This window comes from Paenirhizobium selenitireducens ATCC BAA-1503, from assembly GCF_000518785.1.
Taxonomy (GTDB): Bacteria; Pseudomonadota; Alphaproteobacteria; order Rhizobiales; family Rhizobiaceae; genus Allorhizobium; species Allorhizobium selenitireducens.
Genome location: NZ_JAEG01000009.1, coordinates 155,817 through 169,380, shown reverse-complemented (window position 1 = coordinate 169,380; position 13,564 = coordinate 155,817). Strand labels below are relative to the sequence as shown.

Genomic DNA, 13,564 nt, shown 5'->3' with positions numbered 1-13,564 from the left:
AATCGCGCGCTGCAAAGGCTCGAAGGCCACCGCGGCGCGCAACCCGCTCAGGCGGTAGCGACCGAATTGCCGACCAGCTGGCCGAACTTGGCGAAGAACTCGCCAGCCAGTTTTTTCGAGGTCGAATCGATGAGCCGGCTGCCCAGCTGGGCGATCTTGCCGCCGACCTCGGCCTTCACCGTGTAGGACAGGATCGTCGCATCCGGCCCGTCGGCGGCAAGCGAGACATCTGCCCCGCCCTTCGCAAAGCCCGCAAGTCCGCCCTTTCCTTCGCCGGCAATCGTGTACGAGTTCGGCGGATTGAGGTTCTGCAGCTCGACCGCACCCTCGAACTTCGCCTTGATCGGACCGACCTTCAACACGACCTTGGCCGTCATTCCTGTGTCGGAGGTCTTGTCCAGGCTCTCGCAGCCGGGGATTGCCTGACGCAGGATCTCCGGGTCGTTCAAGGCCTGCCAAACCGCCTCGACCGGGGCTTCGATCCGTTCGCTGCCACTCATGTCCATGATACGCTTCCTCTTCCCTAAGCCTGTTGTGCCGTCTCGCCGCGCTGGCCGCGACGGCGGATCGAAATGATTTCTGCGAGTACCGAGAGCGCGATCTCCTCCGGGGTGATCGCGCCGAGATCGAGCCCGGCCGGTCCCTTCACCCGATCGAGAGCGTTGGGTCCGATGCCGGATTCCGCAAGCTCCTGCTTCAGCGCCGCCATCTTCCGATGGCTGCCGACGAAGCCGATATAGTCGGCCTCGGCGGCGACTGCGGCCTTGAGCGCCGCTTCGTCGCCCCGTCCTTGCGTCGAGACCACGAGATAACGCTCGCCCCTGGTCTCGGGCTCGATGGTAAAACCGTCGACGAGATGGTCGGCCTCCGGCGCCTCGACGAGATCGTCCGCAGGCGCCGCCAGTGTCACGTTGAAACCGAGCGGGCGGGCCTGCGCGGCGAGCGCCAGCGCCACCGGGCTTGCCCCGAATACGATGAGAGACGGGCGCGGCAGCACCGGCTCGACGAAGACGTCCATGGTGCCCTGGCTCGGGCACATGTTGCGGGCGAACTGCACGCCGCCGTGCGCCTCGCCGGGTTTGACGCCGAGATCGGCCAGCAGGTCGCCGGGTTGGATCGAGACCAGCCGTGCCTTGCCGTCGCGCAGCGACTGGGTCGCGGCCCGCAGAACGGCTCCGCGCGCGCAGCCGCCGCCGATCCAGCCGGCGGCGATCGTGCCGTCCGGCCGGATGATCGCCTTTGCCCCGGCCTTTGCCGCCGTCACCGAGACCGTCCTGACCACGGTCGCCAGCACGAAGGCCTCTTCCGACGATTTGAGTTTCGCCATGAGATCCATCACATCGACATGCATTGTCATGCTCGCCTCCTTCACAATCTGGCCAGATAGGGTTCGAGCGCCGCGAGGCTCTCCAGCGAATGGGCCGGCGCGTGCAGATCGACATGCGGTAGCGCCGCCTTGATGCCGGCGGCCTCCGGCGCGTAGCCGTCCCAGCCCATCATCGGATTGAGCCAGACGATGCGCCGGCAGCGCCGGCCGAGCGCCGCCATCTCTAAGCCGAGCTTTGCCGCGTTGCCGGTCTCATAGCCGTCGGACACGATCATCACGCAGGTGCGCGAATGGATGACGCGGGCGGCATGGTGGTGGTTGAACGTCGCCAGGCAGTCGCCGATCCGCGTCCCGCCGCCGGACCCTTGCGCCATCATCGACAGCCGGTCGAGCGCGCGGGCCGGGTCGCGCTCCTTCATCGCGTCGGAGACATGCGCGAGGTGTGTGTGGAACAGGAAGGCCTCGGCCTCGCGGAAATTGTCGAGCACGCCGTGGATGAAGCGCAGGAAGACGCCGGTATACATGCTCATCGATCCGGATGCGTCGAGCAGCAGCACGAGCCTGAGCGGCTTTTCGCGCCGCTCGCGCATCACCAGCGACACCGGCACGCCGCCGTGGGCGATATTGCTGTGAATGGTGCGGCGCAGGTCGATGCGATAGCCGTGTCTGCGCGCCAGGTCGCGCCGCGTCAGGCGGGCCTGCATGGCGCGCGCCAGTTGCGCGGCGACGGCATGGGCGCGCTCGATTTCTTCCGGGTTGGCAAGCTTGCGGAAATCGGTCCTGGCAATGTTCTCGATGACGGAGGCGCCTTCCATCCGGCCTTCGCCGGACTGGTCCGCGCCGTCTTCGCCCGAAGATGGAACCTGGTCGGTTGCCTCGTTGCCTTGATGCGATGCCTGTGGGTCCTGCAGGCCCTTGAGCGCGGGGTTGGCAGAGGGCAACGGCGTGCCGGAAACGGCGGAACGTCCGCGCACCCGTTTTGCCAGCCAGAAGGCGTCGAACAACCCGTCGAACCGCTGCCATTCACTCTTTCGGGCGCAGAACAACTGCTTGAAGGCCTGCCGCAACAGCGATGGACGGGTCGCATAGCCGGCCGCCATCAGCGCGGCCGCATCCTTGCCCTCGGAGAGCCCCACGGCAAAGGCATTGTCCCGCAGCGTCTTGAGAAAGGCTGCAAGCTTCTCCGACACCAGCCCGGAGACGGCATCCATTTCGTCCTGGTTCATCGGCTGGCCGCAACAGCTCATGCGACCCTCCCGAGCAGGCGTTCGGTCACCTCGCGGCTGATCCGCGTCCTGTCCTCGCGGGTCTTCAGCAGGCAGAGCAGCGTGTCGTGCAAAGCCTCCGGATCGTCGTGCAGGTCGCGGAGCTTCAGGCCCACCAGTGCGGCCGCCCAGTCGAGCGTTTCGGCAACGCCCGGAACCTTGCGCAGATCCTCCTTGCGGATCGCCTCGACCATGCGGGCGATCTGCAGCGCCAGCGAGGCGCCGATGCCGGCGAGATGCGCCATGATGATGCGCGCCTCGCGGTCGGGCTCGGGATAGTCGACATAGTGATAGAGACAGCGGCGGCGCAGCGCATCGGAAAGCTCGCGCGTCCCGTTCGAGGTCAGCACCACATGCGGGATGGTCGTCGCCCGGATCGTGCCGAGTTCGGGAATGGAGACCTGGAATTCGGAGAGCACCTCCAGCAGGAAGGCCTCGAACTCCTCGTCCGCCCGGTCCACCTCGTCGATCAGCAGGACCGGCGCCTTTGGCTGGCGGATCGCCGCCAGCAGCGGCCGTTCCAGCAGGTATTTTTCCGAAAAGATCTCGTCCTCGATCTCGACCGCGCCGCGACCCTGATGCGCCTGGATCGCCAGCAATTGCCGCTGGTAGTTCCATTCGTAGAGCGCCGCCGACTGGTCGAGCCCTTCATAGCATTGCAGCCGGATGAGTCTGGTGTCGTAGAGGTCGGCAAGGGCAGCCGCCACTGCCGTCTTGCCGACCCCGGCCTCGCCCTCGAGGAGCAGGGGCCGCCTGAGAAAGGCCATGAGCGAAATCGCCGTCGCCAGCTCGCCGTCTGCGACGTAGCCGACCCTGGAAAGTCCTGATGCGATTTCATCGCGGTTGAGCTTGCTCATGGTTCGTATCGCTTCTTTCGATGGTCACAGAACGCACGGCCTGACTGCCGGCTTGCCCCACAGGGCGGGGAAACACTCCCCTCCCAACCCTCCCCACAAGGGGGAGGGCTTAACCCAGCCGAACCCTCGGCGGATAAAAGCGAGCGCTTTCGGCTCGGTCTTCTCCCCCCTTGTGGGGGAGATGGCCGGCAGGCCAGAGAGGGCCTTTTCTCGTCGCCTCCCTCAGCCCGTCAGCCCCAGCGACTTCGCCGCTTCCCAGTTGCGCCAGAAGTCGTGGGGCATCTGGATATGCGTAGACCCGAGGAAGGAGAAGGCGTCGTTGACGGCGTTGGAGAAAGCCGGCACGCCGCCGACATTGGGGCTTTCGCCGACACCCTTGGCGCCGATCGGATGATGCGGCGAGGGGGTGACGGTATGGTCGGTTTCCCAATGCGGCGTCTCGACCGCGGTCGGGATGAAGAAGTCCATGAACGAGCCGCCGAGCACGTTGCCGGTGGCGTCGTAGCGGATCTCCTGTCCCATCGCGATTGCGAAGGCTTCAGTCAGCCCGCCATGCACCTGCCCCTCGATGATCATCGGATTGATGCGGGTGCCACAATCGTCCAGCGCGTAGAAGCGGCGGATCTTGTAGACCCCGGTATCGACATCGATGTTCATCACGCAGAAATAGGCGCCGAAGGGATAGGTCATGTTCGGCGGATCATAGTAGCTGACCGCCTCGAGACCCGGCTCCATGCCTGGCGGCACGCTGTGATAGGCCGCCCAGCAGATGTCCTTCATCGACTTGTATTTCTCCGGAAGGCCCTTCACCCGGAAGCCGTCGACATCCCATTCGAGGTCGCCCTCGTGCACTTCCAGCATATAGGCCGCGATCATCTGCGCCTTGGCGCGGATCTTGCGGGCCGCAAGGGCGATCGCGGCGCCGGCGACCGGCGTCGAGCGCGAGCCGTAGGTGCCGAGGCCGTAAGGCGCCGTATCGGTATTGCCTTCCTCGACCATGATGTCGTCGGCGGGGATACCGATCTCGGTGGCGATGATCTGTGCCCAGGTCGTCTCGTGGCCCTGGCCCTGGCTCTTGGTACCGACGCGGGCAATGCCCGAGCCGGTCGGATGCAGGCGGATCTCGCAACTGTCGAACATGGCGATGCCGAGGATGTCGCAGTTTTTAGACGGGCCCGCACCGACGATTTCTGTGAAGAAGGAGACGCCGACGCCCATGATCTCGCGGGTTTCGCCGCGCTTGAAGGCTTCGCGCTTTTCCGCCTGCTCGCGCCGGAGACCCGCGTAGTCGATGGTCTCCATGCCCTTCTTCATGGCGGTGTGATAATCGCCCGAATCATATTCCCAGCCGAGCGCCGAGTGATAGGGGAACTGCTCCGCCTTGATGAAGTTCTTCAGCCTTAGCTCGGCCGGATCCATGCCGAGCTTCTGCGCCAGGATGTCCATGCCGCGCTCGATGCAATAGGCGGCCTCCGTCACCCGGAAGGAGCAGCGATAGGCGACGCCGCCCGGCGCCTTGTTGGTATAGACGCCGTCGACGGCCAGATGCGCGACGGGGAAGTCGTAGGAGCCGGTGACGATGTTCATGAAGCCGGCCGGCCATTTCGATGGGTCGGCGCAGGCGTCGAAGGCGCCGTGGTCGGCGAGCACGTGGACGCGCAGCCCCGTCACCTTGCCTTCCTTCGTGGCGGCGATCTCCGTCGTCATGTGATAGTCGCGGGCGAAGGACGTCGTGGTGAGGTTCTCCATCCGGTCCTCGACCCATTTCACCGGCTTGCCGGTGACGATCGTGGCGACTGCTGCACAGATATAGCCCGGATAGGCGCCGACCTTGTTGCCGAAGCCACCGCCGATATCCGGCGCGATGACATGGATCTTGTGCTCGGGGATCTTCGAGATCAGGGCCACGACCGTGCGGATGACATGCGGCGCCTGGAACGTGCCCCAGATGGTCAGCTCGCCCTTGATCTTGTCGAAGGAGCAGACGCACTGGCAGGTTTCGAGCGGCGAAGGGTGGGTGCGGTGATAGGAGATCATCTCCTTGATCGTCACCTCCGCCTTGTCGAAGGCGAGATCCGTCAGTTCCCGGTCGCCGACCGTCCATTCGAAGATGTGGTTGTGGTGCTTGCGGGGGCCGTGCGCCCCTTCCGTCTTGCCGGCGAGATCTTCGCGCAGCACGGGCGCATCCGCATTCATTGCGGTGAAGGGATCGATCAGGGGAGGCAGAGCCTCGTACTCGACCTCCACCGCTCCGATACCGTCGTCGGCGGCATAGCGGTCGGTGGCGACGACGAAGGCCACTTCCTGGTTCTGGAACAGCACCTTGCCGTCGGCCAGCACCATCTGCACGTCGCCGGCGAGAGTCGGCATCCAGGCGAGGTTGACGGTCTTCAGCGTTTCCGCGGTCAGGACCGCAAGCACACCGGGCACCTTGAGCGCCTTTTCCACATTGATCGACTTGATGCGCGCATGGGCGTGCGGCGAGCGGACGAAGTCACCGTGCAGCATGCCGGGCAGCTTCACGTCGTCGACGTAGTTGCCCTTGCCCTGGGTGAACCTGATATCCTCGACGCGCTTGCGCTTGCAGCCCATACCTTCGAGGCGGGCTTCTCTCTCTTCCCGCGTGGGAGTCATGTCGTTCATTCTGCTGCCTCCTGGAAATCGGTCCCGTTGATCTTGGCGGCGGCGTACTGGATCGCCTTGACGATGTTCTGGTAGCCGGTGCAGCGACAGAGATTGCCGGCGATGCCGAAGCGGATCTCTTCTTCGGTCGGGTTGGGGTTTTCCTGCAGCAGGCGGTGCGCCCGCACGATCATGCCGGGGGTGCAGAAGCCGCATTGCAGCCCGTGCATCTGCCGGAAGCCTTCCTGCAGCGCCGAAAGCGTACCGTCGGCATTGGCAATGCCTTCGATCGTCGTGATGTCGGTGCCGTTCGCCTGCACGGCGAACATGGTGCAGCTCTTCACCGAACGCCCGTCGATGTCGACGGTGCAGGCGCCGCAATGGGTCGTCTCGCAGCCGATATGCGCGCCGGTCAACAGTAGCTGTTCGCGGATGAAATGGATGAGCAGGGTGCGGGGTTCGACGAGGCCTTCGACCTCAGCTCCGTTCACCACCATCTTCACATGGGTCTTTGCCATAGTCTTCTTCCTCCTCAGGCCGCTGCACGGCTTGCAGCGCGCTGCAGCGCCCGCATGACCATGATGCCGCCGACATGGATGCGATATTCGCTCGTGCCGCGCGCATCGGCCGCCGGGTTCATCACCGCGCGTGCCGCTGTTGCCGCGGCCTTCAGTGCGGCGTCATCCAGGCTCGTTCCGATCACGGCTTGCGCCGCCGCCTGCGCCAGCAAAGGCGTCTCGGACAGGTTGGTGAGCGCGATCGAACAGGCAGCGACCTTGCCGCCCGCCATGGTGAGGGTCACGGCCGCTGCCGCAGTGGCATAGTCGCCGACCTTGCGCTTCAGCTTCTCGTAGGCATAGCCATGGCCAGACGGCGGAACCGGGATGGAGATGGCGGTCAGGATCTCTCCGGGTTCGAGCGCGGTGAAATAGGCGCCCTGGTAGAAATCGGTGGCGGGTACATCGCGGGTGCCGTCCGGTCCTTCCAGACGATAGCTGGCGCCAAGCGCCATCATCACCGCCGGCATGTCGTTGCCCGGATCGCCATTGGCGACATTGCCGCCCAGCGTGCCGACATAGCGAACCTGCGGATCGGCAATCATCAGCGCGGTCTCTTTAAGGAGCGGCAGATAGGAGGCGATGTCCGCGGAAGCGATGATGTCGTGCTGCGTGGTCATCGCCCCGATCACCAGCGCATTGGCGTCGCGACAGATGCCCTTGAGCTGGCCGATGGCACCAAGATCGATCAGGTGCTCGGGCGTCGCGAAGCGCAGCTTCATCATCGGGATCAGGCTGTGGCCACCGGCGAGCGGCCTGGCTTCCTCGCCGAGCTCGGACAATAGTTTCACCGCATCGGCGAGCGTTGCTGGCCGATGGTATTCGAATTCGCCTGGTATCATGGTTTCCTCCCATTCGCCGGTCGGGCGTCGACACGAACGATGGAGGAAGGGTGTTCGCGCTTCTGATGATGCGCAAGCAGCGGGCGCTGATCCCGTCACGAATCTCGCTGTTTCGCACGAATTGCGGCGATCGCCGCACGAACTGCGTCAGCCGTTCTGACTTACTGGCGCATCGCTGCGCCGCGGACCAGACCGAGCCGTGCCTTGACCTCGGCGATCTTCGCCCGGCTGACCGGAACCACGTGCGGAACAGGTCCATCAAGCTCGATGATGGCGCCGTCGCCTTCCTTGCGCAGGAAGCTGACATGCGGCAGCGCGACGATGTGGCTCCGGTGGACGCGGGTGAAGAGGGCGGGATCGAGACGCGCCTCGGCCTCGGAAATCGACCAGGGGCACATGCGTTCCCGCTGCCCGTCATGAATCAGCGTGTAGTGGGCATCGGCCCGGATGCTGCGGATGTCGGAAACGTCGATCAGCAGGGTTCCCTCGGTGCTGACCACGGGAACACGGCTCACCGGCATCTGCTTCGGCTGGCCGATCCCGCCCAGCGGCAGGCCGCGCGACGCGGGCTGATCGACGAAGCGGGGCGGGTGGTAGTCCGGGTCGGCCGGTAGATCGATGGTGTCGCTGTCGGTTTCTTCAGGTCCGAGCGTTGCCAGTCTCTGCCGCTGCTCCGGGACGAGGAACAGCAGGAAGCCGGCGGCGATGACGAAACAGAGAAGCGCGACCGCGAGCGAGAGCAGTTGTGGCGACGCGACCAGCCCGCCGAACTCATGGTGATGGCCGGCGGCAGCGGGGACGAAATGCATGCCGTACATGGCGGTGTAGTGCATCCCGGAAACCGCGATGCCGAAGGCGATGGCGCTCAGCGCCAGCCGCAATCCGCCCTGGCGGGCGAGGTAGATCTTCAAGCCTCCATAGGCGGCGGCAACGGCAATGACGACCGACAGGACGAGCATGCCGTAGTCATGCTGGATGGAGAAGTCTCCGGCCAGTCCGTGGATGCCGACATAGTGCATCGAGGCGATGCCGAGCCCAAGCAGCAGGGCCGAAGCACTGACCCGCCCCTCGGATGGGCTGCCGATGCTGACGAAGAACAGCGAGATGCCGACCACCAGGGCACACAGCAGGAAGGAGATGACGGTCGGCAGGACGAGATAGCTCGCGTCCGCCGGGATCGGCGCTGCCAGCATGCCGACGAAATGCATGGTCCAGATGCCGATTGCCAGAAAGGCGGCCGCGCCGGTCAGAAGCAGGCGTGGATTGGCGCGCGGTGCAGTGCGGATGCGGGCCGCAATGCCGAAGCCCGTATAGCCGCCCAGAATCGCGACGGCGACCGAAAGCGCCACGAGAAATGGATCGTGTCCTGCGAACATCAACTCTTTGGCTGCCGCGTTCCTCCGTCGACAACCGCCTCCTGCCGGGAAGGGTACAACTGCGGTGGCGAGATTGGCAAGCCAAGCGTGCGCTCCGCGGTCTTCATACAGGCACGGGGCGCATCGGCCGGTGCAGAGCCCGCCATGCGCTCAGTCGATCATGGCGAGAAGCGTATCGAGGCGGTCGGCGTCGCGCGGCAGCTTGTCCTGCCTTAGCCTGGCGATGCGCGGAAAGCGCATGGCGACGCCGGACTTGTGCCGCGTCGAGCGGGCAATGCCTTCGAAGGCGACCTCGACGACGAAACCATGCTCGGGCTCGGCCCTCAGCGCCCGGACCGGGCCGAAGCGGTCGATGGTGTTGTTCCGCACGTAGCGATCGAGGATTTCAAGCTCGGCATCGGTGAAGCCGAAATAGGCCTTGCCGACCGGCACCAGCACGTCGCCGGCCTCTCCTTTCGTCCAGACCCCGAAAGTGAAGTCGGAATAGTAGCTGGACCGTTTGCCATGCCCGCGCTGCGCATACATCAACACCGCATCGGCATTGAACGGCTCGCGCTTCCATTTGAACCACGGCCCCTTGGCGCGTCCCGCCTGGTAGACGCTGTCCAGCCGCTTGATCATCACGCCCTCGATCACCGGATCGGGCGGGTCGGTACGCAGGCGTTCGAGTTCGTCCCAACTGGAAAAGGGCACGAGCGGCGAAAGGTCGAAGCGGGTCGGCTGGCTGGCGCCGATCAGTTCCGTCAGGCGCTCGCGGCGCTGCACGAAGGTTTCCCCGCGCACGTCTTCTTCGCCCTGGAAGAGGATGTCGTAGGCACGCAGGAAGGCCGGATATTCCCCCAGCATCTTCGACGACACCGCCTTGCGGTTCAGCCGCTGCTGCAGATCGGAAAAGGTGCGGGTGGGCTCGTTCGAACGCAGCGTGCCGCCGATCAGCAGCTCCCCGTCGATCACGGCTTCGAAATCCGCCGCCTCGACGACATCCGGGAAGGCGTGGGAAATGTCGTCGCCCGATCGCGAATAGAGCCGAGTGCGACTGCCGGAGCGCGAAAGCTGAACCCGGATGCCGTCCCACTTCCATTCGGCGGCGAAATCACGCGGGTCGAGCGCGTCGAGATCGCTCTCGCTCACCGGGGTCGACAGCATCACCGAATGAAAGATCGCCGGGCTGGCGAGCGCCGGCTTTTCTTCCGCGCCTTCGAGCCAGGCAAACAGGGTCTCATAGGGAGGTGCCAGACCGTGCCACAGGGTCTCGATTTCGGTGATGTCCTTGTTCCCCAAGGTCGCCAGAGCCTGCTTGGCAATACGGGCGGACACTCCGATCCGCAACCCGCCGGTGACGAGCTTGAGGAACGCAAAGCGGCCCGAACTGTCGAGCCGGTCGAGCAGGTCGCGCACCGCGCCGCGGACTTCCGTGCGCCCGAGCGACCGCATCTTTTCGACCACGGCCGAAAGCCTCGGCTGGTCGGCGTCTGTCTGCGGCGTGTCCTTCTCTCCGCCCCAGACAAGCGCGATGGTTTCCGCCAGGTCGCCGACATAGTCGTAGGAGTATCGGAAGAGAACCTCGTCCAGGCGTTCCAGCACCAGTTCGCGCAGCATGGCCGGCTTGACCGTGCCGATATCGAGCGTGCCGGCGAGCGCCGCAAGCGCGTAGCCGCGATCGGGATCCGGCGTCGCGCGGAAGTAGTCGACGAGCAGGGTAAGCTTGCCGTTGCGGCTCGGCGTCAGCACCAGGCGGTCGAGGAGATCGGCAAAGGCCTTCATCCGGCGTCAATCCCCCTCGTCTTCATAGCCGACCAGATGCAGCGGCCGCGCCGCTATGCCCTGGAGCTCGCACCATCTGACCAGCGCCTCCTCGCGGCCATGGGTCACCCAGACTTCTCCCGGTTTGAGCTCGGTGATCGTCGCCGTCAGTTCCGGCCAGTCGCAATGGTCGGAGATGACCAGCGGCAGTTCCACGCCGCGCTGCTTGGCGCGCTGGCGCACCATCATCCAGCCCGAGGCGTATACCGAAAGCGGATCGGCAAAACGCCGTGCCCAGCGGTCGTTGAAGGCCGACGGCGGCCCGACGATCACGGCGCCGCGGAAGTCCTGCGCATCCTGGTCGTCGTCGGTCGCGGGCCTGAGATCGCCGAGACCGATGCCCTGGCTTTCATAATAGGTGCAGAGCTTCGACAGCGCGCCATGGATATAGATCGGACGGTCGTAACCGGAGCGGCGCAACAGCGAGATGACCCGTTGCGCCTTGCCGAGCGCATAGGCGCCGACCAGATGGCTGCGTTGCGGAAACTGGCGAAGCGAGGTGAGCAGCCTGGCGATCTCGTCGGTCGGGTCGGGATGGTGAAACACCGGCAGCCCGAAGGTCGCCTCCGTGATGAACACATCGCAGGCCACCGGTTCGAATGGCGTACAGGTTGGATCGGGGCTGCGCTTGTAGTCGCCGGAAACGACGATCCGGGTCCCCTCCTTCTCGACGGCGATCTGGGCCGATCCGAGCACATGACCGGCCGGATGGAAGCTCACGCCGACGCCATTGAGGCTGAAGGTCTCGCCGAACGCAACCGCCTGCTCGCTGCCGCAGAAATCCGCACCGCAGCGGATGCGCATGATGTCGAGCGTCTGGCGTGTCGCCAGGACCTTGCCGTGTCCCGGCCGGGCATGGTCGGAATGTCCATGGGTGATCAGCGCCCGCTCGACCGGCCGCACCGGATCGACGTAAAAATCGCCCGCGGGGCAATAGAGACCCGCCGGGGTCGGATAGAGCAAGGTTTCGGGCTTCATCATCAGGCTTCAGATAGGGCGATCACACACGCCCTACCAGAGGTCTCATGCCGAGAGGCGCGTCACGGCGAAGTAACCGGCGGTCGCGGCGGCGGCGGTCAGGAAGCTGCCCCAGGCCATGTCGACGATGCTGACCGGAAGAGACCAGTCCTTCAGCGTCGCGAGATTGGTCATGTCATAGGTGCCATAGGCGATCAGACCCAGAAATGCGCCACCCGCGAGCGCCGCCAGCCACCCCCCGCCGGACACCGCCGGTATCACGGCGAAATAGACGATGCCGGCGACATAGACGAGATAGAAGAGGCCGGCCGCGGCGAAGTTGGGCGTCGCCAGAAGCAGCTCGCCGATGTGGCGCCGGTAGAAGCCGATGGCAATCCGCGACAGCCACAGATAGTCCAGCCCGAAGAACACGACGGCGGTAGCGACATAGGCAATGGCATAGGTCATCAGGGTCTGCTCCAGGGTCGGTGCGTGGGGTGGCGCCGTTTCGGTATTCAGATGCCGAGCAGCGGCTGGACCAGCCGGACCAGCAGGCTGCGGAATTTCAGCGGCGCGTCGGTCACAGCGAGACAAATGCAGTCCTCGTCCGGCGTCGCCACCGGCTGGTGCTGCAGGGTTTCGTCGGCTTCTTCCAGATCGCCGCGCTTGAACAGCGACTGGCCATCCTGGAAGCTGCCCTTCAGCACCAGCGTCAGCTCCCGTCCACCGTGCGAATGCTCGGGAACCGGCTTGCCGGCCGGGATCTTCAGAAGCCGAACGCTCGTTTCGCGATCGCTCGTGGGGATGCGGATGTGATAGGCGCCGCGGCCGAGTGCCTTCCATTTCAGCTCGGCGAGGTCGCCGCCGAGATAGGAACGCAGAGGTTCGGGAATGATGATATCGCCGGACGCGGCGGCTGGCTTGGCCGCCTCGCGCTTGGCCGATGGCGTGCCGCCGGAAAGGCGCGCCTTCATCGCGTCCCAGCTCAAGTCGTCTACTTCCTCGCTGCACGCCACTTCCAGCATTTCGCCGCCGGCATGCTCCATGAAGTCGAGCCGGCGCCGACAGGAGGGGCACAGCGCCAGATGGGTGGCAATGGCAATGCTCCAGCCCTCGGCGAGGTTGCCGGCGGCATAGGAGAGCAGGAGTTCGTCGCTGATATGGTGCTGAATGCTCATGCGCGTTCCTCCAGCGCGGCGCGCAGTTTGGCGAAGGCGAGACGGATACGCGATTTCACCGTGCCCATCGGCAGTCCGAGTTTCGTGGCGATCGCGCTGTGCGACGCCTCGTTGTAGAAGGACAGCTTCAGCAATTCCAACTGCTCTGCCGGCAGTGTCTCCATGGCGCGACGAAGCCGGTCGGCCTCCTGGCGCCCTTCGAATTCCAGGTCGGCCGGAGGCACGTCGTCGGGCACGAAGGCCGGATCGGTCGGGTCGAAGACCGGCCGCTTCTCCTTGCGATAGGCATCGATGCGCAGGTTTCTGGCAATCGTGAAGATCCAGCTCGATACATTGCCCCTGGCCGGATCGAACTGGTGCGCCTTGTTCCACACTGCCAGCATGGTTTCCTGCATCAACTCTTCCGTCCCCTGGCCGTCGCGAGCGAGCTTGGCCATGTAGGCGCGAACCCGTGGGCCGTAATGACGGAACAATGCCTCGAAGGCTTCGACATCCTTGTTCTGCCCGACGGCCGCCAGCATCTGTGAAAGGCTTCGTTGTGAAATCTCGTCGTTGGTATCGCGCGCCAAAGCCGATTTCTTCCCGTGATTGAGCGTCGCGGCTGTCGTCTGCCGCGCATAACGCCTCATAGCATTGTGGCGAGGATCCGCCGAGATGAAAACTGCTCTTGTCATGATCGCCGTTACGGGCCTCGCCGCGGGCCGGATCACCGGCGGCGAATTTTTCGCCGCGGATCGATCCGGTCCCCGCCGCGGTCCGTACTGTGGCGCAGTGAACGAA

At 65.0% G+C, this 13,564-nt stretch carries 13 protein-coding genes; all 13 read right to left on the bottom strand.

Going from position 1 to position 13,564, the window contains the following annotated elements:
• Positions 1-47 precede the first annotated feature (47 nt).
• The gene (locus L867_RS0114145; protein ID WP_028737504.1) at positions 48-506 is read right to left on the bottom strand and encodes an SRPBCC family protein; all 459 of its coding nucleotides are present in this window, start codon (positions 504-506) and stop codon (positions 48-50) included.
• Positions 507-523: 17 nt separating this feature from the next.
• A complete protein-coding gene (locus L867_RS0114140) occupies positions 524-1,357 on the bottom strand; it encodes an XdhC family protein (RefSeq protein WP_028737503.1) in 834 nt (277 codons plus the stop codon).
• 11 nt (positions 1,358-1,368) lie between these two features.
• Entirely contained in the window at positions 1,369-2,574 is a 1,206-nt protein-coding gene (locus tag L867_RS0114135) for a vWA domain-containing protein (protein ID WP_028737502.1), read from the bottom strand.
• A complete protein-coding gene (locus L867_RS0114130) occupies positions 2,571-3,449 on the bottom strand; it encodes an AAA family ATPase (RefSeq protein ID WP_037173421.1) in 879 nt (292 codons plus the stop codon). The genes L867_RS0114135 and L867_RS0114130 overlap by 4 nt, the downstream gene beginning before the upstream one ends.
• A gap of 222 nt (positions 3,450-3,671) precedes the next feature.
• The gene (locus tag L867_RS0114125; RefSeq protein WP_028737500.1) at positions 3,672-6,092 is read right to left on the bottom strand and encodes an aerobic carbon-monoxide dehydrogenase large subunit; all 2,421 of its coding nucleotides are present in this window, start codon (positions 6,090-6,092) and stop codon (positions 3,672-3,674) included.
• Positions 6,089-6,589, bottom strand: coding sequence for a (2Fe-2S)-binding protein (locus L867_RS0114120; protein ID WP_028737499.1), 501 nt, complete (start codon positions 6,587-6,589; stop codon positions 6,089-6,091). Before L867_RS0114120 ends, L867_RS0114125 begins: the two co-directional genes overlap by 4 nt.
• Before the next feature lie 14 nt (positions 6,590-6,603).
• Entirely contained in the window at positions 6,604-7,470 is an 867-nt protein-coding gene (locus L867_RS0114115; protein WP_028737498.1) for an FAD binding domain-containing protein, read from the bottom strand.
• 161 nt (positions 7,471-7,631) lie between these two features.
• Positions 7,632-8,846 (bottom strand): MHYT domain-containing protein, encoded by a 1,215-nt coding sequence (locus L867_RS0114110; protein ID WP_028737497.1) that lies wholly within the window; start codon positions 8,844-8,846, stop codon positions 7,632-7,634.
• Positions 8,847-8,996: 150 nt separating this feature from the next.
• Positions 8,997-10,610: a cisplatin damage response ATP-dependent DNA ligase gene (locus L867_RS0114105; protein WP_028737496.1), complete on the bottom strand. Its 1,614-nt coding sequence runs from the start codon at positions 10,608-10,610 to the stop codon at positions 8,997-8,999.
• A 6-nt stretch (positions 10,611-10,616) separates the two neighbouring features.
• The gene (locus L867_RS0114100) at positions 10,617-11,627 is read right to left on the bottom strand and encodes a ligase-associated DNA damage response exonuclease (RefSeq protein WP_028737495.1); all 1,011 of its coding nucleotides are present in this window, start codon (positions 11,625-11,627) and stop codon (positions 10,617-10,619) included.
• 45 nt (positions 11,628-11,672) lie between these two features.
• The gene (locus L867_RS0114095; RefSeq protein ID WP_037173418.1) at positions 11,673-12,074 is read right to left on the bottom strand and encodes a DUF2177 family protein; all 402 of its coding nucleotides are present in this window, start codon (positions 12,072-12,074) and stop codon (positions 11,673-11,675) included.
• 47 nt (positions 12,075-12,121) lie between these two features.
• Positions 12,122-12,784, bottom strand: coding sequence for a ChrR family anti-sigma-E factor (locus L867_RS0114090; RefSeq protein WP_028737494.1), 663 nt, complete (start codon positions 12,782-12,784; stop codon positions 12,122-12,124).
• Positions 12,781-13,353, bottom strand: a complete 573-nt coding sequence (locus L867_RS0114085) for a sigma-70 family RNA polymerase sigma factor (protein ID WP_232363931.1) — start codon at positions 13,351-13,353, stop codon at positions 12,781-12,783. Before L867_RS0114085 ends, L867_RS0114090 begins: the two co-directional genes overlap by 4 nt.
• Positions 13,354-13,564 lie beyond the last annotated feature (211 nt).

What these genes read in the sequence shown, in the direction of transcription:
- L867_RS0114105 (WP_028737496.1), bottom strand. Translation starts at nt 10,610, where the DNA reads ATGAAGGCCTTTGCCGATCTCCTCGACCGCCTGGTGCTGACGCCGAGC.
- L867_RS0114140 (WP_028737503.1), bottom strand. Translation starts at nt 1,357, where the DNA reads ATGACAATGCATGTCGATGTGATGGATCTCATGGCGAAACTCAAATCG.
- L867_RS0114095 (WP_037173418.1), bottom strand. Translation starts at nt 12,074, where the DNA reads ATGACCTATGCCATTGCCTATGTCGCTACCGCCGTCGTGTTCTTCGGG.
- L867_RS0114145 (WP_028737504.1), bottom strand. Translation starts at nt 506, where the DNA reads ATGGACATGAGTGGCAGCGAACGGATCGAAGCCCCGGTCGAGGCGGTT.
- L867_RS0114090 (WP_028737494.1), bottom strand. Translation starts at nt 12,784, where the DNA reads ATGAGCATTCAGCACCATATCAGCGACGAACTCCTGCTCTCCTATGCC.
- L867_RS0114135 (WP_028737502.1), bottom strand. Translation starts at nt 2,574, where the DNA reads ATGAGCTGTTGCGGCCAGCCGATGAACCAGGACGAAATGGATGCCGTC.
- L867_RS0114120 (WP_028737499.1), bottom strand. Translation starts at nt 6,589, where the DNA reads ATGGCAAAGACCCATGTGAAGATGGTGGTGAACGGAGCTGAGGTCGAA.
- L867_RS0114115 (WP_028737498.1), bottom strand. Translation starts at nt 7,470, where the DNA reads ATGATACCAGGCGAATTCGAATACCATCGGCCAGCAACGCTCGCCGAT.
- L867_RS0114100 (WP_028737495.1), bottom strand. Translation starts at nt 11,627, where the DNA reads ATGAAGCCCGAAACCTTGCTCTATCCGACCCCGGCGGGTCTCTATTGC.
- L867_RS0114125 (WP_028737500.1), bottom strand. Translation starts at nt 6,092, where the DNA reads ATGAACGACATGACTCCCACGCGGGAAGAGAGAGAAGCCCGCCTCGAA.
- L867_RS0114110 (WP_028737497.1), bottom strand. Translation starts at nt 8,846, where the DNA reads ATGTTCGCAGGACACGATCCATTTCTCGTGGCGCTTTCGGTCGCCGTC.
- L867_RS0114130 (WP_037173421.1), bottom strand. Translation starts at nt 3,449, where the DNA reads ATGAGCAAGCTCAACCGCGATGAAATCGCATCAGGACTTTCCAGGGTC.